The organism is Enterobacter sp. JBIWA003, assembly GCF_019968825.1.
Lineage (GTDB): Bacteria > Pseudomonadota > Gammaproteobacteria > Enterobacterales > Enterobacteriaceae > Enterobacter > Enterobacter quasiroggenkampii.
In genome coordinates this window covers 1-17850 of the sequence record NZ_CP074172.1, presented here as the reverse complement: position 1 = coordinate 17850, position 17850 = coordinate 1, and the positions used below count along the sequence as shown (strand labels likewise).

The following is a 17850-nucleotide window of genomic DNA, read 5'->3' as shown; positions in this document are numbered from 1 at the left end:
GTGAAAAGTTAGTTTTTTTATCTACCCCAATGGCCTCAAGCGACAGCATAGTGGCCTGTCGCTTCAGGTCATTAATCCCGGCGAAAACCGGGATGTCTGGCATCAGAAGCGATAGCCGATCCCGATATTGAAGCCGTTGATAGCATGAGATTTACTGCCGTCATCCAGGCTGGAGCCTTCATAACCGATATCCACCGCCATATTTTCAATCGGGTTAATCTGCAGACCCACACCGTACATCAACGAGGTTTTGTTGATGTTGCCGGTTTCCGTGCCCATATAGCGATAAGAGCCGGATTCGTAGTTGGTCCAGGAGGAGCTGTAATCCACTTTGTTGCGATTGAACCCCAGCAGGCCATAGACGCTGAAAAACTCGTTAAAGCGGTAAGCCGGGCCGACAGACAGCGAGTAATATTTGATGTCTACCTTGTTGTCGATGATATCGCGCGCCAGAAGGTAGGAATCATTGTCATTCCCATTCATATAAGTGAATGAACCGATAACGCTGACCGGTGAATCCCACTCATAGCGATACTTGATGTTCACCCCGTTGATATTGTGCAAGCCCTGCACCTTGCTCTGCGCATAACCCAGAGAAACGGTTTGCTGAGCGGCATGTGCCAGCGAACTCAAGCCCAGAGTAGCGACCAACGCCGAGGTCATCAATAACGCTTTCATTGTTTTATCCTTTTTAGTGTGTGCTTGCCTTAGCCGCGGTTTTACGTCGTCCCTAACCCTGTCGCTCATCGGCGTGCGGGGTTTCGGGCAGAGAAACAGATAAGGGATTGGCCACACGCCAGGCACGAGCCTGCGCTTGACTGACCTGGTCACCCTTGAAATTCATCACGCGTTTACCGCGTTGTACACCACGGTGATAAAGGGAACGAAAACAGTGCTCAGGGAACAGCACGGCCCCTACCAGGCGGCGCATCACCCGGACATCGCCAAACGGCGCGATCCAGTCACGGAGCCACAGGCGATCGCCGCTGGCCCAGTCATCTTCCTTCACCAGAATGGCCGGTTGCGTGAGATAGCGCGCTTCCGCCTCCGCGCTCAGCCACATCCAGCTGAGGAAAAACAGCGGCTGTGTACCCCGGCTGACCAGCATATAGTGCTGGTGTTTGATAATCGGCAACAATACCGTGGGCAACGCATGCAATGGCAGATCCCGGTGCTGTGACGAGTGCATCCACAGCCACACGGCGGCCCCGAGCACCTCGGCTTCACTGAGATCCCCACCTAACATCAACGGCGCATGGACGTCATAAGCACCTGTCTGCATAGTCCTGCCCTCAGAAATCCCAGTTCAGGGTAAAGCCCAGCGTCAACGGGCTGGTCTTGAAGCCATCCGGTCTGGAGAGCGGTACACCGGCAAACAGATCATAACGCGTCTTTAAGGCGCTGCCGCGCATACCGAGCACGCTACCGGCCAGGTTGGTTCCCGCCAGGTTTTCGGTGCCACGGCCGCTGACGTGACCGTAATCTGCCCCCAGATACAGTTCCTGGTTCGGCACTGGCGTGCTCCAGGCCAGCTCATTGCGCACCGACCAGCCCGCACTGGCATTGAGAGTACGTTCTCCGTCAAAACCGCGCACCGTAAAGCGGCTGCCGATGGCAAACTGGTCCTGCGGCGTCAGCGGGGTGCTGCTCATCTGGCGCTGATACTGAACGTTGTAACGGAAGGTCTGTTTGCCCAGCGCAAACGGCACATTAAGTTGGCTGGAAAGCTGTATAATCTTGCTAAGTGCAGTGGCATCGCCATACGACTCTTCCGGCGCAGGCAATGCCCCGAACCAGCGGGTGCCACGCTGATAGCTGATACCGGCGTCCAGTGTCGCCTGCTGGATAAAGTGGCGGTGTTGCAGCCCCATACGCCAGCCTGCAGTGCGGCGGCGCTGTACTTCCACTTCGGTGTCATTGATGTAGTTCTTCGACCCGCGCGTCAGGATATCGTAGGTGAAGGTAGTTTTCTGATTGCTGCTACGGTGCAGGACGCGGCTCAGTTGCACCGTCAGGTTCTGGCTGTCGCCGCTGTAACGGTAATCGCTATTCAGCCCGGCCACGGTCTGGTGATAGTTGTAGTCGTTGGCAGTCACCGACAGCATCGCGTAGCGGAACGGCACCGAGTAATGGGCGGTGAGGTTATTGCTGCCCTTGTCATTACCGGGTTGCAGCGCACGGGTACCGGAGATGTAGAACAGGTCGCTGAGCGACAGCGGGTTATCCAGCGAGAAGGTCAATCCGCCCTGGTAACGCCCGGTACTGCGGGTGCCGGAATCGTCCAGCGACGCACCCAGCCGCCATATTTTGGCCTGCTGCCAGTTGAGCTGAATATCACTTTCGCCGGGTTTTTCACCGGGGACAATTTCCATCCTGGCCTGTACGGTCGGCAGGCGCTGCAGGTTCTCCAGGCCTTGCTCAATGCCGCGCAAATCCAACAATTGACCGGATCGCGGCGGGAACGCATTGAACAGCGTGATATAGCTCCCGCTGTCCGGCGTCAGTTTCACCTGACGGATGAAACCAGGCAGGATGTTCAGCTTCAATGTCCCTCGTTTTAAGTCTTGCTGCGGGGCCAGCACGCGGGTGGTGATATAGCCGTGGTCCACCAGGCGATTCTGCATCGTGCTCATCAGGAGATTGATGCCCTTGCCGCCCAGACACTGGCCCTGCGTCTGATTGGCGATGCGTTGTAACGGTAACCAGCGTGGCAAGGCTTCCTGACCACTCAGTTCCACGCGATCGATATTGAAGCAGGTTTTTTCTGTGGGGAAAACAAGATGAGAGGGAGAGGACGCTTTCTCAGAAAGACGGATATCCGGTGCTTTTGGTGTAAGAGCCTCGTCTCGGGCTTTTTGCTGCTGCTCCTGCAGCTGAAACTGCCGTGTGGCATCCTGTTGAAGCAGGTTTTGCAGGATAAACGGTTCATCGCCAGTGGGTGCCGCAGAGACGGGGACAACACCGGACAACATCGCTGAAATACAGACAACACAAAAAGAATGCTTACGTATCCGTGAGCGACGCTGAACATCCATGTCGATATAACCCTTACACAATCGCATTATCTTTTAAAATGGAAACAAAGGACTGAATATAACCGATATGGCTGCATTGATTCATTCCATAAAAACCTTTGTTATTCAGTAAAATAACGCAAAGCAATCGTCTTGCAAAGAGGGTTTTATGCTGCCATTCATGGCGGTAACTGCCACATTCCCTCCGTAAAAAGTATATCTGACCAGTCAAATGCGATCATACCCCTCTGAAATGAAGGACAGACATCTTTTCTGGGTGCAGGGGCTGAACACCGCGGTCAGGCGTAAGATGGTGCTGTCGTCCTCTGTTTCGCGTACCACCACGATATCCGGTGTGATGGTGTAGTCGCTGCCGAGAGCTGCCGCCAGTTCTGGAGCGGCCTTGGAGGACCGGTGAACGTAGCGCCCTTAGAGGGCGAGCGTCACGGCTCTGCCGTTCCGATGGTGTTCATGCCCGGCTCACGGCCTTATACTCTGCGGTATGTTAATACCCGAAGGATATCTCCAGCATGCCGCGCAACAAATCTCCGAAAAAACGTAAACAGCACAAACCCGGAAAACCCGGCAGGTCTCCTGCTGACGGGCGTATCCCGTACCGACGCTACCCCAAACGTTTCATGGTCTCCGCGCCTCCTGAGCACGGCCATGAGACCCCGCATGAGTTCTTTTATGACAGTCCCGAAGAAGCCATACAGCACTGCGTCCGCCTTGGGCCTCAGTTTTTTCTCGACACGCTGAACTATCCGCCCCTGGTCACGGTTATCCGGGGTTTTGAGCAGCATCCCGGTGATGCTGAGAGGGCCGGATACGACTGTACCGATGGCGCAATGACTGAAAGCATGCCCGTGGATCAGTTCATGACCTGTACAGAGCTGGGGATAATGCCGGTGTCCTTCGACCCATGGGACAAATCCACCGACAACTGGGCTGACAGACCCGACGAACTCGACTGCGACTGCGACTGCGACTGCGACTGCGACTGCGACTGCGACTGCGACTGCGACTGCGACTGCGACTGCGACTGCGACTGCGACTGCGGGCAGTATGTCGATTTTAGTTTCACCGGCAAGATACCCGGCCTGTAATACCCCGGATGTATATCCCGCGTCCCGCAAAACTCCTCTTCACCGTCGATGACGGCTGGAACAGGTACCTCGGTTCAAATGGCGACAGCGTCAGCCTCTGGACCCGTCTCTGCGTTGAGCGCATGCTCGCCTGCGGGACCACTGAGATGGGTGTTCGTCGTTTTTGCTGTTCGTCACCCGGTTGCACCCACTCCCGCTTTTTCTGCCAGAGCTGCAAGTCAAAGGCCTGCAGTTCCTGCGGATTCAAAGCCACGGAGCAGTGGGTGGCGCAGCAGAGCCACATCCTCCCCGACTGCGACTGGCAGCACATCACCTTTACTATGCCCCACCTGCTGTGGCCGTTTTTTAACAACAACTGGCCACTGCTCAATCAGCTCTTTCAGGCCGCCACACGGGCCATGTTACGGTGGGCCCGCAAACAGGGCGTGGTGGTCGGTATCTTCTGCGCCCTGCACACCTGTGGCCGCCAGCTCAACCAGCATCCGCACATTCACGTCTCCGTCACCCGCGGCGGGCTCAGCATGAAGCACGGCGTCTGGAAAAGTATCTTCTTTAAAAAACAGGCTGTAGAAAAAATCTGGCGCACTGCCGTCACGGAGCTGCTACGGGACAACTATGACCGGATTAACCCCGCCAGCCTGCCCGGCCATGGTCATCTCCGGGATGAAAAACAGTGGCGCCGTTATCTGCAGGCGCAATACGGACGTCGGTGGAAAGTCCACTTTGCGAAGAAGACCCGGGGTGCCTGGCGGAGCGTCAAATACCTCGGCCGGTACCTGAAGCGACCGCCGGTGTCGGCGACGAAGCTGAGGCACTACAGCGGTGGTGCCGTGGTGCACAATTATTACGACCACCGTACACAGCAATACCGGCAGCAAACGCTGACCCAGGAAGAGATGATCGGACGCTATATCAGTCATATCCCGGAGAAGCATTTTAAGATGGTGCGTTACTACGGTTTTTTGTCAAATCGTAAACGGGGCGAGCTGCTGCCAAAAGTGTATGAAGCCCTGGAGATGGAGACGCGGGAAAAACCGGAGCAGCCGGGCTTCGCCGTGCTGATGAAGGAATTTTTGCGCACGGATCCGTACAAATGCCTTCTGTGCGGCAACCGGCTGCGCTTCAGCAGTGCACAGGCAGGGAGACATACGACCGAATTAGTGGCAGAAAGGCTGCATGACATAGACAGAAAACGATGGCTTCTGGCACAGGCTGCAGGATAAGTGCGTCTGAAATATGGGTTACGGGTTAAAAACACGTCAAAAACAGCATTTTATGACTATAACGTTCCCGATGGCGCATCATTACTGCATTGTTGACACTGCTGTTCATGGTCAGGAAATTTTCAAAACGATGATTCATTTTCCTAACCATCAAGGCTGGCAATATCAGATGTCACGCTGGCAACGATGGTTAAAAGATAGTGGCATCGCCCAGAGTATGTCTCGTCGGGGAAATTGCCTTGATAATGCAGTGATAGAGATCGCTTTCTGCTACCGCAATTTTGCCTTTATGTTCGAGCTTCGGCCGCTCTGGTTTGTCATGCAACAACAGGTTATAGTGGCTCATTACCCTGTAAAGCCGTTTGGTGTTCACAGGTTGTTCTCCCTCTATGTGACGTTGCTTGTGCAGGATACCCGACTGTATTTCTGCGTCTGCTTTGTCATTACACAGGTTACAGCGCATATCCTGCCAACCGGAAGAACGGTTAATCCACAGTGACAGTTGCGCATGCGACACGCCCATTGTACCGCTGACAAGGGCTATTACCCGTCCTTTGGCAACAAGGGCGCATGCGCTATCCATTTTCGCGACTGGCCGTACTCTGCTGCTTCTTTCAGGATCTCAACTTCCATCGTCTTCTGGAGCTTCCATTTCAAGCATGTTAGCCAAAATAACCCGGCTGTAATCTGCAGATCCGACTCAGCATCTTTTCAGATCTCACGAGAGGAGAAGAAGGATTATTGCATTTAAAGCAAATATCACGGATTACTCAGTCTGATACAGCAATAAAGAGGGAGGCTAAATAAGGTTCAGAAAGGGGACCCACCACCCCGGTATAGTCCCCTGAAGGAATAGCAATTCAGTTTACCGCCAATATTAACTTTTTCCGGGCTGTGATAACATATCCTAGTCATTTTTCAGAGTCAGGGGTGATGAAGAAGAAAAACAGCACACCCACACCTCACAATGCCACATTTCGGCAGTTTCTGACTCAGCTGGATATTGTCCGGGATTTTATGGAGCTACATCTGCCGACAGAACTACGCGCCATCTGCGATCTTAGCACGCTGAAGCTCGAATCCGGCTCGTTCGTAGAGGATGATCTCCGCCAGTATTTCAGCGACGTCCTCTACAGCCTGCAAACCACAGCTGGCGAGGGATACATTCATGTCCTTGTCGAGCACCAGTCAACGCCGGACAAATATATGGCTTTCCGACTGATACCATATGAGGTGGCCGTCATGCAGTGACACCTGGAGGCAGGGCTTAGGAAACTGCCGCTGGTGATACCGGTACTTTTCTATACGGGCAAACGCAGCCCTTATCCGTTCTCCACCCGATGGCTGGATGAGTTTGACGAGCAGGCCAGCACTTTCCCGCTGGTTGACCTTACGGTCATTCCTGATGATGAAATCGCCGGTCATCGCAACATGGCCGCCCTGACCTTACTGCAGAAACATATTCACCAGCGCGAACTGGTTTACCGGCTGTCGCCCATTTTGCTGGCCGCATATCTGTCTTCATCGCAGGTCATACGTTAGCGGTATACACATTTACATGGACGACAACGGAAGCGCTGATGTTGGCAACAACTAAGACAATGTCGATAAACTTCATCGTAATGACAGTAAGGACAATGAACGCTAACAGTAGCCACGGAAAACCTCAAATACTAGTAAATTAACAGAAACTTCCATCACTTGAAGGCATTACCATTTTTCACAGGACTTAAAATGGGACTGTTAATCGTTAAATTAAGTATTTGCTCTGTTTAACCAGCCCAGCGTAATCCTGCGACGCTCAGCAGGATCATGCCTATCCAGACAAGTTTCCAGAACGATACGGCATCACCCATCCAAAACATTCCGACGATAGCTGTGCCGGCAGCGCCGATACCAGTCCAGACCGCATAGGCGGTTCCTACGGGCAGCAATCGTAATGCTATCGTCAACAAGCACAAACTGCCCGCCAACGTTACGATCGTACCCAGCAGTAGCCATGGACGTTCAAGACCGTTTGCAGATTTCAAACCGACTGCAAATAAAATCTCCAGAAATCCGGCGCAGATCAGCAGTAACCAGGATGTGTTATAAGTCATTCGATAGAACCTATGTGATTATAAAAGTAGCGGGTTAAGGCTCGCTAAAGTGAGGTAAATAGTCATTCGGCCAACAGTTTCCCGCTGAACAAGCTGGTCAGGGTTTTCACCAATAACACGGTCACAGACATGGTGAGAAACAGCAGAATTAGAGCAGCGATTAGCATCAGCACAGTGTTGTCATGGGCATGTGCATATTTAAGCGCGGCATTGCTGAGGGCAGCAACGGGAAAGCTGATTGCCCACCATGAAGGGGAAAAAGGCACATCGCGACGGAACACTTTGAAGCCCAACACTACGAACAGAAATAGGCCGAAATAGAACAATATGCTGGCAAACCGGTCTATCTCGCCGACCAAATTGGTATATGCAAGGAAACCGACTTCAAACGGTGCTATCAGAACCATCAGCGATGGAATCATGCCTTTGACCAAAACTGTTTCATGCACCAGACGTGAAAAAATCCGGGTGAAAAAAACCAGTGCGAGTACCGCACCAACTGCAAGGGCAAACAGTTTGAACTCAGCAGCCCAGATCATTGGCATGTGCTCACCAGTGACAGTGATGTCGAGAGTGGCAACACCCGGAATCAACCAAGCAGGAACGGCATTCAATGGATCCTGATTGCCCGACAACAGACGGTAAACCACGAGACCTGCGAGCAATACCGTCAGTGCGCTACCCAGAATCCAGAATGCCTGTCCTAGTAATTTGCTATGGGGCGCTGCGACAGATGAAAGCAGTAAGAGCGCAATAGTGACGGTGCCAAAAAAGTTGCTCGCAATCGGATGGTTGAACTCGGCCTTTACCACTCCCGGGTGTTTTGCCCATTTGATAATGTAAACTAGGGATAGCAGCGCAAATACTATCCCGGCCAGCGCACCAATCGCTTCACCTAACACGCCGCCGACGCCGTAATAGTGACCACTCAGGCGCCATGCCAGGGCCAGACCGGCAAGGCCCATGACTGAGCCGAACAGATTAACAGGCAGGTTTTTGATGAGCGCCGTGCTAGTTTGTTCGAGTTCAGAAGCAGCGACGTTGTGGGTATAGGCAGTCTTCATGGTAGTCTCTCGTTTGACTGAATTTGCTGTTGAAGCTATTATCAGCCAAATTAATTTAGGCTGAAATAGTCATTAAGCGACGTATTCAGCCAATAATTCGACGAGGACAGACATCATGCGCATAACATTCCTGGCATTCCCCCGTGTCCAGCTGTTGGACGTTGTCGGCCCTGCCGACGTCTTCGCCGAAGCAGCCAGACAATTAGCTGATCCACGCGCCTACAGGGTCGAAGTGATCGGAACTTGTAAGGGAATGCTCAAAGGCTCAAACGGTTTAAAGATTGGCATCGACAAAACCTTCGAAACTTATAAAGGTAAGATAGACACCTTGCTTGTGGCTGGCAGTCCACACATTGACGAAATTGCGCTTGATCCTGCACTGCAAGATTGGCTACGTCGGCAGGTGAAATCTGTACGTCGTATCGGATCGGTCTGTAGCGGTGCTTTTCTTCTGGCCGCTGCTGGCCTGCTCGACGGACGCCATGTCACCACTCACTGGAACTCCAGCGCAAAACTCGCAAAGGAACACCCTCAAACTCACGTTCACCCGGACAGCATCTATATCAAGGATGGCAATATCTACACTTCAGCCGGGGTGACGGCGGGGATGGATCTTGCTTTGGCATTGGTCGAAGAAGACCATGGGAGAAAACTGGCGCTCAGTGTTGCCCGTGAAATGGTGATGTTCTTCAAACGGCCTGGTGGACAATCACAGTTCAGCGCACAATTGGCGGCACAAACCGCCGAACGCAGTGTAATCAGAGAGGTACAGGATTATGTTGTAGAGCACCTGAAGTCCGATTTGAGCGTACCCGCCCTGGCCACTCGCGCTGGTATGAGCGAGCGGAACTTTGCGCGTACCTTTAAGACCGAAGTGGGTTTGACTCCAGCAGCATTTGTCGAACTGGCGCGCATCGATGCAGCCAGACGGCTAATTGAAAATGCGGACGTATCACTCAAACGCCTGGCCAGTTTAGTCGGTTATGCAAATACGGATGGGTTCAGAAGGGCATTTATGCGGCGTATCGGAGTGAAGCCACGTGATTATCGAAAGCGTTTTTCATCAGTTTGATGTCTGTCAATTAACCGTATTCCTTTATTTAACGGCTTAAATTCATGCGTAAATCGTGGGGGCGCATACATTCTCCCTTGTATCTCAAAGGATTACTATGAACGGGCTCAGATTTGACAAAGCCTGTGTAGTTAGGGGTATTCAAGCCCGCTACATAGCGAAAGAAGCACATGATGGGCCGTTCATCTGAATCCCAGACCGTTGTCAGGACTTCAAGCAGCCATTGATGTTTCGACAGGAACTGAGGATATTGAAATTAGCAGTATTTCCCGCCACTTTATTGTGCCAAAGGAGCCTGACGTGTGTTGCTGGTACTAAGTTTCAGCGTCTTTCGTAAACCAGCATCTTTTTCTCCTGTCTGGCGGGCTATGGCCGTGGCCCCCATCTTCTCCGTGGTGTACAGGCTCCAGAGTTGTGCAGGGTCTATGCAGGGCTTTCTTCCTCGGTACACGCCCCGCGCTTTCGCCGCGGAAATCCCTTCAATCTGGCGTGCACGTTGCAGATTGGTTTCAAACTCAGCGAAAAGACCCGGCATATCAAGTAAGGCTTTACCTGCTGCCGAACGCCTGCCCACAGGCTGTTCCGCTTCCCTGAGCGTTACGACATGCTGATTCAGGACAAACTTGATATCCTGCTGCTCCTTATTGCTGCAGGCCAGGCGATCAACACGGGTCACCATCAACGTATACCGGGGCGCAGGAACTTTGGCAAAAACTGCTATTCGCTCCTTCCGGCCCGCTGCTTCTGCTGACTTTTGGCACGGATGATTTCATAACCAGCAGACACGGAAAATTTGTGTCTGCCGGGTATGCTCCTGGTCACTGTTTGAAACGCGGGCATAGCCGTAGAGTGCCATAACGATGATAACGTAATATTAGGATGATGAAAAACAACCAAAATGAGACAGGAAAAATGTCTCACAGGATTGACTATTTGGGGTCTACCCAAATCTTACGCCATGGTAAAATATTGCGCCCGATTTTAGTATAACCTTTCAGGAAGCGCCAGTGCGTGGCTGAAAATGCTGAGGCACTAGTGACTTTCAGACGCTGGTTTTCATTTTTGTTAATGACATATATGGCATCTCTGACCGGATAAAGAATATCACCTGCCTCTATGGGAGATTCAGAAGAGACTTCTGCCATCATTTTTAATGATGAAGCCTGTAAAATTAGTACCCAGGCCCCTGTTGTTCTCAGATAAACAGTATCAATCACCAGCCATTCCATAGCGGCTCCTTAAGAAATACCAATGAAAATATTAACATAAAGTGTTCTTATGCAGGAGGAGGAGAACAAAAAGTGTGTTCCGGAAGGCTTAATAAATATTTGCAGTTATTGTGAGCTGAAAATGGTGATGATTGCGAGCCGCTGCATATACGCGCTGTCTGATAGGTCTGCCCGTGTCGGCAAACGGCGTCAACGGTAATTTTATCCCGCTTTTGAAAAAATTACTGACCCGAGTTTCTTTGTAGTCGCTGTCAGAGGCCTTTTCACCAAACGGAATGTCGAGGACATAGGATCTGCCTCTGCCTAGGATCCCAGTCAGGGTGTTCAGTTCCGGAGAAAATTTCACCACGGTTCCGTCGAGCGAACCGTGCCCCTCTAATGCTATCTGACTGATATAGATGTGGATCAGGACCGATGGTTTCTTCCTGCTGACGAGATGTGTGAAATCCTGCAGCACAAAGCGGACTGCATCAAACCTGTAATCACCCTGCTTTATATAGCTGGCAACTTATCTTGCACCAATAGGCTCCAGCGTTTTGGCATCGCTTCCCTGCACTTTGGCAGGATAGCGCTCCCCCGAGCAAGCCCTGAATTTTGGCCCGCAGGTAGTGGGTCATAACTATCTGAAATCCCGTCACTCGTCTGCGGACGGGCTTATTATCAAAAAGCTCAACTGTCCTGCCAAGGTTCAGACAGCCCCATAACCCGTTATCGGAAAACACCACGAACGTGTGGACGCCGGCCAGTACATTATTGACAGATAACTACACACCGTGGAACAGCCCTGTACCTTTACGGCTCGCTGCTTTACACAGTGCAACAAACTCACCGGGGTAAAATTTATTGTGACTGGTGATAACCTCCATTCCCGCTCACGCCTCTTTAAGCGGTATTCACAGCGTCGGTAATAAATCGGTCGCTTTCACCGGCATAGCAAAATTCTTTATCTGCATGGGTATGAAGATGAAAATAACTTATGCCGGCTATAAATACAGGGTGGATATTGTCGGTGAGGGCGATCAGAGAAAACTCAGGCTTCGACACATGGATTTTGACGGGTACGTCAGTGGCGGCAGCCAGCATCTCAGCTACGGAGAACGAAACGCCTTTGCGATTGTGTTGTTCATGTATGAATGCCTGTCAAAAAATCCGGGACTGATTATCCTGGACGATCCCATTTCCTCTTTTGACAAAAACAAGAAGTTTGCCATTCTCGAAATGCTGTTCAGGCGGGGCAGCGGTGAATGCCTGAAGAACCGGACTGTACTCATGCTGACGCATGACGTGGAGCCTGTGATTGACACGCTGAAGTCTGTCAGAAAGCTGTTCAGTAATCTGGTGACCGCCTCCTGCCTGCGTCTGTCTGCCGGAGTCATAGAGGAATTACCCGTTAACGACGGCGATATCATGACGTTCATGCAGATATGCAAATCCATCACCGTATCAGCAGACTGTGAGGAGATCACTAAGCTCATCTATCTTCGCCGTTACTTTGAAATCGTTGACGAACGTGGCGATGCTTATCAGCTCCTGTCCAATCTGTTCCATCGTCGCGCGGTCCCGCTGGATCATCGCGAGCCTGCCGCTGAGGGCACGGGCTACCCCGAAACGGCACCGGAGAAAATTCAGCTGGCCCTGCAGAATATCCGGGAATATGTGGACAGCTTTGATTATCCGCGACTTCAGGCACTCGTAAGCAGTCCGGAAGAAATAAAAAACCTGCACCGTCGCTGCCGTAATGGCTATGAAAAACTACAGGTATTTCGTTTACTGGAGCTGGATCAGGACCATCCGGTAATACGAAAATTCGTTAACGAAACGTACCACATAGAAAATGAATTCATCTGTCAGCTGGATCCGTCCAGGTTCGATCTCATCTCGGAGTACGTAATTGTGGAATGTGACAAGCTCATCGCCCTGCCACCGGCTGCAAATCTGAGTACGATTGCTCGTACCGCCTGAGTCTCCTGCCTCCCCCGGAGTGATTTCCGGAAGGGAGGCCCTTTGCTACATAAATCAGGAGTTATCACCGCCATACAGGCTATCCGAAAGGGACTGAAGTACCTCCTATTCGTAAGCGTCACAATTAGACCGTCTGTGCAGCAGGCTCCGGTTCCGGGAAAATAGTGTCCATCATTTTGATCTGCGCCCCAGATCTTGGACAACTTATGCAGCCTGACTCAATCGATATTGTACCGGACTAAGACCGCCAAGTTTTTCCTTTATCCTCAATTGGTTATAATAATCAATGTAATCGATAATGTCTCGCTTTAAGTCATCCACATTTTTATATTCATTGAGGTAATAACATTCTGATTTCAATGTTCCAAAAAAACTCTCTGGATTGGCCCTTATATTTCCATACACTTTTTATCACTTAACTCATTACTGGTTTGCCGCCGCAGATATTCCCGTGGCGAACGATATCCCAGTGCACTGTGCGGATGCCATTTGTTGTAATGTTCGAAGGCCTCCACAAGGTTCTTTACCGCGGTTAACCCGCCGGGCTTCAGCATGATACTGATGTAGTCACGTTTTATCGTCTTCACGAAGCTCTCTACCATCCCGTTGCTTTCCGGGCTTCCTACCGCCGTATGTTTAGACTCCAGCCCTACCATTCTGGCGAACTGACGGGTCTGATGAGAACGGTAGGCTGAACCATTGTCTGTCAGCCACTCAACAGAAAAGACTACGAGGACTGCCGACGCCGCCAGGCTGAAGGTATTAGCAAGGCAAAAGCGGAGGGCAGATACCGGGGCAGGGTGGCCGATGTTCAGAAACATGAACTGATTCGCACTCTGCGCCTGGCTCATGGAAAATCACTACGCGAAACAGCCCGACTGGCGGGGGTATCTAAAATGACGGTAATTCGCGTCTGCAACAAAGAAGAAGGATAAAGAAGGGGACCGAACCACCCCGGCACAGTCCCCTGAAGGAATGGCAATTCCGTTCACCGCCAATATTAGCTTTTTCCGGGCTGTGATAACATCTCCGGGTCATTTTTCAGAGCCAGGGCAGATGAAGAAGAAAAACAGCACACCCACACCTCACGATGCCACCTTCCGGCAGTTTCTGTCGCAACCGGATGTTGCCCGGGACTTTATGGATCTGCATTTGCCGGCAGAACTGCGAGCCATCTGCGATCTCAGCACGCTGAAACTGGAGTCCGGTTCGTTCGTTGAGGATGACCTCCGACAGTATTTCAGCGACGTCCTCTACAGCCTGAAAACCACTGGCGGCGACGGATATATTCATGTCCTGGTCGAGCACCAGTCAACACCTGACAAGCATATGGCTTTCCGTCTTATACGCTATGCAGTGGCCGCCATGCAGCGCCACCTTGACGCAGGCCATAAGAAATTACCACTGGTGATACCGGTGCTGTTCTATACCGGTAAACGCAGCCCGTATCCTTACTCCACACGGTGGCTGGATGAGTTTGACGATCCGGGGCTGGCAGGCAAACTCTACAGCAGCGCTTTCCCGCTGGCAGACGTTACGGTCATTCCGGATGACGAAATCGCTGGCCATCGAAGCATGGCCGCCCTGACTTTACTGCAGAAACATATTCATCAGCGGGACCTGGCAGAACTGGTTGACCGGCTGGCGCCCATCCTGCTGGCCGGATATCTGTCTTCATCACAGGTCATATCGCTGGTACACTATATCGTGCAGGCTGGCGAAACATCCGACGCCGAAGCCTTTGTACGCGAACTGGCACAGCGTGTGCCGCAACACGGAGACGCACTCATGACCATCGCACAACAGCTCGAACAAAAGGGTATCGAGAAGGGCATCCAGCAGGGTATTCAGCTAGGCAGGCAGGAGGGTCGCAATGAAGGCAAGCTGGAAGGCAAGCTGGAAGTTGCCCGTACCATGCTGCAGAACGGCATTGACCGCAATACCGTCATGAAAATGACCGGTCTGACGGAAGACGACCTGGCGCAGATCCGCCACTAATCATCCTTTCCTGAGACTCCCTGTCTGGCGATCAGTGATGGCAATGACAGGGTTGCATTCACGCTGCCCGTTCTTTGCGCTGATAGTCACCAGCTGCCAGTGATCGTCGTTGCTGATGGCCTCCCAGCCACAGGTTTTAAGCAGCGCATTCAGCCCGTCAGTTCGTCCGCCAATTCTGGCCGGAACCGGCATAACCTGCTTCCCGTCATCATTAAAACCGATATCCAGCGCGCTTTTCAGCAGAAAGATGCTGTTTACCGACGCCGGCGGCTGAATCTGACGCCGGCCGCTCCACTCACTGTCGCTCAGGACGTGATACACCCAGTCGTACTGCTTCGCCAGCTCGAGGGCGTATGTCAGGCGAAAGAGGTCGTTCTGCTCAGACAGTTCGCCCGTACAGCTGCGCCAGAGATAATCAAGCTTATGCCGTAACCTTGCCCGGACGCCAAGTCTTCTCCCCTGCTCCAGTATCCAGTCAATATCGGTGGCCACGTCACGAGAAAAGCGCCGCTGCTTTTTCGCCTGCGCAAACCAGCGGCTGATAAACAGATTTTCCTGCGACTCCGACACCACCAGGCCGTCTTCCCGCGCCGTGTGCAGGGCAACAAGAGCGCACCATGCCAGATGGCCCGTTTTTTCCATGCTTCTCATAAATATTCACCCGCCAGCTGCAGAGCGTTGTTTCCTTTCAGACCAGAGGAAGACAGGTTATGTTTGCTGCGAAGCTTTTCCACGCTTTCCGCAGGCAGCCTTATCACCGTTTTAACGCAGCTGTCGATACAGCGAATAATGTCTTCACGCGGCCCGCAGCGCCAGTCATCGCCGGCATAAAAAGCATCAAGCACAGCAGACATACTTTCCGGGCTGTCGAAAGCCCGTACCAGAATGTAGTAATCCGGATCATGCAGGGACCGGGCAGACCACACAACATCTATGCCGTGGCGCTGATGCAGGGGAACGCTGATGTCCCTCATGATTCGGTGAAAACCGACACCGCTGCCGCTGTGTAAGGTGTACTGCAGTATTTCGACCGTTCGTGACATTCTGGTGTCTTCCCCTGACGTTATCAGTTTCCCTGCCCCGGCAGTAAGCGCGCCTGTTCCAGCAGGTCGATGGCCAGCTGCAGATAAAGCACCTGGTCCGGCGCCCATTTTCCTGTTTCCGCAATCTCACTGTGGAGCACGGAGACAATATTTTCCCGGCGCGAATCAAGGCCGGCTTCGGCCAGCGTAAAAACGATTTGGCCAACGACCCGGCACATCTCTTCATGCTGGCGCATGAAGGCGTCTGAATACTCCATTCTGCTCTCCCTTAAACGATAGATACCAGGCTTCAGGTGTGATTATGCCGTGAAACGGCATGGAGGCGCAAAGCGCCGGAGGCCCCCGCAGCGAAGCGAGGACGAAAAAAGCATTACGGCTTCAGCCGTAATAACCCCCCACCCTGTAAAGCCCAGACAACCCAGCTTTAAGCCGCGAAGAAGCCTGTGTGCGCCACCGGAGTGATTCCGGCGTAGCCGGAATGTATCTCCGCGTTAGCGGGCCGTCAGGGCCGCTTACGGGCGTGTACGCAATACTTCCAGCGATACCACTTACAGCGACTCAAAACCTGGTTACAACATCCATCACTAAAAGCGACACCACTCCCGGCCTGTGGCCGGGGGCGGCGGCGCTTTTCAGGGGTGGGTCCCGGGGCAGGTGGTGCCGCTGTGCACGGTCTGCCGCTCTCATTGTTTTGTATGTTGTAACTATGCGCGCGCGACAGCGCCCGCTGCAACGCGGCGGGACCAACCTTTGTTGTTTCCGAACCGGCGCAGACGTGAGTCCGCTGCAGGGGCGGGCATTCTCCTGAGCCTGTCCACAGGGCAGGCGACGAACAGGTTATTTATTTATAAGAGAGAAAGATTATTTATTTAAAAGAAGTACAGAGCTGGTTTTTAAAGGAAACCACGCACTTTGAAATCACGTCGGCTGGCGCTCAGTAAGCCATTCGGTTGTAACCTTACGGAAAGGTCCCTTGCAGTTAAATGTGGGTAACTGAATTCAGCGACCGCAACGGGCTTCATCGGTCAGATTTTCGGCCGTTCTGATGGCGGAATGGGGTGAATGTCAGAAAGGACGGGCGTCATTTCGTGCAGAAAACCGTCAGCCGGGAGCAGCAGACGTGCGAAACCCTCCGGCGTCAGCCGGATTTTTCATGAAGGAGGATTATATGGGGACGGAGGCCAGTCGCGTGTAGTTGTTGCCGCGCGACATCAGCATGCGCTCCTTAACGCGCCGCTCAAGCTCGCGCTTCATTGCATCCAGCCCGCCGGTAAAGCGGCCGCTGGCGTACTCGCGCGTCAGCTGCTGTTTCACCAGGGTGACAATGTCCTGACGGGTTCTGCCCGCATCGCGGCGCGCGCGGGCGCGCTTCAGCCCGTGCGACTTACGCTCGGTCTGGTAGCTGCGGAAACGTTCGCGCACAAAGCGCCAGGCCTTCGCTATCAGCTCGTCCATCCCCAGCGGCTGGAGGTTCTGTTTTTTGCGCTGCTGGTTTTCCCATTCCACGCGGCTGCGGCGCGCGGCCACCACGGCCACGTCAGAGACGTCGAGCGCGGAGAACAGCGCCGGCGTGAAGGTGATATCGGTCGGGATATTGCACCCAATCTGCGGGTCATACTCCGTCTGGTAGGTTATCAGCCCCAGCTCTGCCATAAACCTGAGCGCCCGTGTGGCGCGGGTGATGGAGAGGTTGCCACTCTTCGACTCCGTCGCCAGCCCGCACTCGATGGCCAGATTGGTGATAGAGCGCTGGACGCGGTTGGCCAGCGGGTCATAGTGGAAGCACAGCCCCTGCAGCAGCGCATCGATGGCACGACGGCGCAGCACCGGCGGCATGCGGTGACGTTTACCCAGCGATCGCACAAAGGCCACGTGGACGGAAAAATCAAAACGGGACGTGAAGCCTTCGGCTTTCGCCATCAGCTTACGGCAGAACGGCAGTGTCTTTTTGCCTTCACGCGGCGTGAATGCCGGATGCGGGTTTCTGACCTGACGGTAATGGGAGAACAGGGTCTGAGCGTCAGTCACACCTTCCCGCAC

At 52.9% G+C, this 17850-nt stretch carries 13 protein-coding genes and 10 pseudogenes; 7 read left to right on the top strand and 16 right to left on the bottom strand.

Features of this window, described 5'->3' with window-relative positions; all coding sequences use genetic code 11:
* Positions 1 to 102: 102 nt before the first annotated feature.
* From KGP25_RS25755 to KGP25_RS25740, 4 genes and pseudogenes are all read right to left on the bottom strand, one after another.
* Positions 103 to 678, bottom strand: coding sequence for an Ail/Lom family outer membrane beta-barrel protein (locus KGP25_RS25755; RefSeq protein ID WP_123061010.1), 576 nt, complete (start codon positions 676 to 678; stop codon positions 103 to 105).
* Between the two features lie 52 nt (positions 679 to 730).
* On the bottom strand, positions 731 to 1282 hold the full coding sequence (locus tag KGP25_RS25750) for a toxin-activating lysine-acyltransferase (protein WP_123061009.1): 552 nt from the start codon (positions 1280 to 1282) through the stop codon (positions 731 to 733).
* Positions 1283 to 1292: 10 nt separating this feature from the next.
* A complete protein-coding gene (locus KGP25_RS25745) occupies positions 1293 to 2972 on the bottom strand; it encodes a ShlB/FhaC/HecB family hemolysin secretion/activation protein (RefSeq protein WP_223540622.1) in 1680 nt (559 codons plus the stop codon).
* A 360-nt stretch (positions 2973 to 3332) separates the two neighbouring features.
* A pseudogene (locus KGP25_RS25740) lies at positions 3333 to 3428 on the bottom strand (NgoMIV family type II restriction endonuclease); the annotation flags it as partial.
* A gap of 116 nt (positions 3429 to 3544) precedes the next feature.
* Between KGP25_RS25740 and KGP25_RS25735 the strand changes: the two are divergent.
* On the top strand, positions 3545 to 4120 hold the full coding sequence (locus KGP25_RS25735) for a hypothetical protein (RefSeq protein WP_223540761.1): 576 nt from the start codon (positions 3545 to 3547) through the stop codon (positions 4118 to 4120).
* Between the two features lie 8 nt (positions 4121 to 4128).
* Positions 4129 to 5343 (top strand): IS91 family transposase, encoded by a 1215-nt coding sequence (locus KGP25_RS25730; RefSeq protein WP_223540665.1) that lies wholly within the window; start codon positions 4129 to 4131, stop codon positions 5341 to 5343.
* 256 nt (positions 5344 to 5599) lie between these two features.
* On the opposite strand, the pseudogene KGP25_RS25725 reads toward KGP25_RS25730, so the two are convergent.
* Positions 5600 to 5985 (bottom strand): annotated as a pseudogene (locus tag KGP25_RS25725) (IS3 family transposase); the annotation flags it as partial.
* Between the two features lie 291 nt (positions 5986 to 6276).
* Between KGP25_RS25725 and KGP25_RS25720 the strand changes: the two are divergent.
* Positions 6277 to 6879: pseudogene (locus KGP25_RS25720) on the top strand (Rpn family recombination-promoting nuclease/putative transposase); the annotation flags it as partial.
* A 236-nt stretch (positions 6880 to 7115) separates the two neighbouring features.
* On the opposite strand, the gene KGP25_RS25710 reads toward KGP25_RS25720, so the two are convergent.
* Both KGP25_RS25710 and KGP25_RS25705 read right to left on the bottom strand, forming a co-directional pair.
* Positions 7116 to 7442 carry a multidrug efflux SMR transporter gene (locus tag KGP25_RS25710; RefSeq protein ID WP_123061194.1) on the bottom strand — a complete coding sequence of 109 codons (327 nt, stop codon included), beginning with the start codon at positions 7440 to 7442 and terminating at the stop codon, positions 7116 to 7118.
* Between the two features lie 62 nt (positions 7443 to 7504).
* Positions 7505 to 8506 carry an SLAC1 anion channel family protein gene (locus KGP25_RS25705; protein WP_123061193.1) on the bottom strand — a complete coding sequence of 334 codons (1002 nt, stop codon included), beginning with the start codon at positions 8504 to 8506 and terminating at the stop codon, positions 7505 to 7507.
* A gap of 115 nt (positions 8507 to 8621) precedes the next feature.
* Here KGP25_RS25705 and KGP25_RS25700 point away from each other — a divergent pair, with 115 nt between their 5' ends.
* Entirely contained in the window at positions 8622 to 9578 is a 957-nt protein-coding gene (locus KGP25_RS25700; protein ID WP_123061192.1) for a DJ-1/PfpI family protein, read from the top strand.
* 277 nt (positions 9579 to 9855) lie between these two features.
* On the opposite strand, the pseudogene KGP25_RS25695 reads toward KGP25_RS25700, so the two are convergent.
* The 3 genes and pseudogenes from KGP25_RS25695 to KGP25_RS26820 form a co-directional block, all read right to left on the bottom strand.
* A pseudogene (locus KGP25_RS25695) lies at positions 9856 to 10434 on the bottom strand (recombinase family protein).
* A gap of 73 nt (positions 10435 to 10507) precedes the next feature.
* Positions 10508 to 10807: a polymyxin B resistance protein pmrD gene (locus tag KGP25_RS25690; protein WP_223540760.1), complete on the bottom strand. Its 300-nt coding sequence runs from the start codon at positions 10805 to 10807 to the stop codon at positions 10508 to 10510.
* Between the two features lie 146 nt (positions 10808 to 10953).
* Positions 10954 to 11809 (bottom strand): annotated as a pseudogene (locus KGP25_RS26820) (hypothetical protein); the annotation flags it as partial.
* On the opposite strand from KGP25_RS26820, the pseudogene KGP25_RS25680 reads away from it, so the two are divergent.
* Positions 11777 to 12769 (top strand): annotated as a pseudogene (locus tag KGP25_RS25680) (AAA family ATPase); the annotation flags it as partial. The pseudogenes KGP25_RS26820 and KGP25_RS25680 sit on opposite strands and share 33 nt — an antisense overlap.
* Before the next feature lie 204 nt (positions 12770 to 12973).
* Here KGP25_RS25680 and KGP25_RS25675 read toward each other — a convergent pair.
* Together KGP25_RS25675 and KGP25_RS25670 are read right to left on the bottom strand one after the other, a co-directional pair.
* Positions 12974 to 13147 (bottom strand): annotated as a pseudogene (locus KGP25_RS25675) (IS3 family transposase); the annotation flags it as partial.
* An 11-nt stretch (positions 13148 to 13158) separates the two neighbouring features.
* Positions 13159 to 13488, bottom strand: a pseudogene (locus KGP25_RS25670) (integrase core domain-containing protein); the annotation flags it as partial.
* Here KGP25_RS25670 and KGP25_RS25665 point away from each other — a divergent pair.
* Both KGP25_RS25665 and KGP25_RS25660 read left to right on the top strand, forming a co-directional pair.
* Positions 13489 to 13704, top strand: a pseudogene (locus KGP25_RS25665) (serine recombinase); the annotation flags it as partial.
* Positions 13705 to 13825: 121 nt separating this feature from the next.
* Positions 13826 to 14767 carry an Rpn family recombination-promoting nuclease/putative transposase gene (locus KGP25_RS25660; RefSeq protein ID WP_123061204.1) on the top strand — a complete coding sequence of 314 codons (942 nt, stop codon included), beginning with the start codon at positions 13826 to 13828 and terminating at the stop codon, positions 14765 to 14767.
* Here KGP25_RS25660 and KGP25_RS25655 read toward each other — a convergent pair whose 3' ends face one another.
* The 4 genes and pseudogenes from KGP25_RS25655 to repA all read right to left on the bottom strand — a co-directional run bounded on the left by KGP25_RS25655 (position 14768) and on the right by repA (position 17850).
* A complete protein-coding gene (locus tag KGP25_RS25655) occupies positions 14768 to 15418 on the bottom strand; it encodes a DUF2913 family protein (RefSeq protein ID WP_123061196.1) in 651 nt (216 codons plus the stop codon).
* A 68-nt stretch (positions 15419 to 15486) separates the two neighbouring features.
* Positions 15487 to 15810, bottom strand: a pseudogene (locus KGP25_RS25650) (NIPSNAP family protein); the annotation flags it as partial.
* A 23-nt stretch (positions 15811 to 15833) separates the two neighbouring features.
* Positions 15834 to 16067, bottom strand: coding sequence for a DUF2767 family protein (locus tag KGP25_RS25645; RefSeq protein WP_181013416.1), 234 nt, complete (start codon positions 16065 to 16067; stop codon positions 15834 to 15836).
* 907 nt (positions 16068 to 16974) lie between these two features.
* Positions 16975 to 17850 carry an incFII family plasmid replication initiator RepA gene (gene repA / locus KGP25_RS25640; RefSeq protein WP_223540758.1) on the bottom strand — a complete coding sequence of 292 codons (876 nt, stop codon included), beginning with the start codon at positions 17848 to 17850 and terminating at the stop codon, positions 16975 to 16977.

Bases quoted from the DNA above. Each gene is read 5' to 3' on its own strand.
- KGP25_RS25735 (WP_223540761.1), top strand. From the start codon at position 3,545: ATGCCGCGCAACAAATCTCCGAAAAAACGTAAACAGCACAAACCCGGA.
- KGP25_RS25655 (WP_123061196.1), bottom strand. From the start codon at position 15,418: ATGAGAAGCATGGAAAAAACGGGCCATCTGGCATGGTGCGCTCTTGTT.
- KGP25_RS25755 (WP_123061010.1), bottom strand. From the start codon at position 678: ATGAAAGCGTTATTGATGACCTCGGCGTTGGTCGCTACTCTGGGCTTG.
- KGP25_RS25710 (WP_123061194.1), bottom strand. From the start codon at position 7,442: ATGACTTATAACACATCCTGGTTACTGCTGATCTGCGCCGGATTTCTG.
- KGP25_RS25645 (WP_181013416.1), bottom strand. From the start codon at position 16,067: ATGGAGTATTCAGACGCCTTCATGCGCCAGCATGAAGAGATGTGCCGG.
- KGP25_RS25700 (WP_123061192.1), top strand. From the start codon at position 8,622: ATGCGCATAACATTCCTGGCATTCCCCCGTGTCCAGCTGTTGGACGTT.
- KGP25_RS25705 (WP_123061193.1), bottom strand. From the start codon at position 8,506: ATGAAGACTGCCTATACCCACAACGTCGCTGCTTCTGAACTCGAACAA.
- KGP25_RS25750 (WP_123061009.1), bottom strand. From the start codon at position 1,282: ATGCAGACAGGTGCTTATGACGTCCATGCGCCGTTGATGTTAGGTGGG.
- KGP25_RS25745 (WP_223540622.1), bottom strand. From the start codon at position 2,972: ATGTTGTCCGGTGTTGTCCCCGTCTCTGCGGCACCCACTGGCGATGAA.
- KGP25_RS25660 (WP_123061204.1), top strand. From the start codon at position 13,826: ATGAAGAAGAAAAACAGCACACCCACACCTCACGATGCCACCTTCCGG.
- KGP25_RS25690 (WP_223540760.1), bottom strand. From the start codon at position 10,807: ATGGAATGGCTGGTGATTGATACTGTTTATCTGAGAACAACAGGGGCC.
- KGP25_RS25730 (WP_223540665.1), top strand. From the start codon at position 4,129: ATGTATATCCCGCGTCCCGCAAAACTCCTCTTCACCGTCGATGACGGC.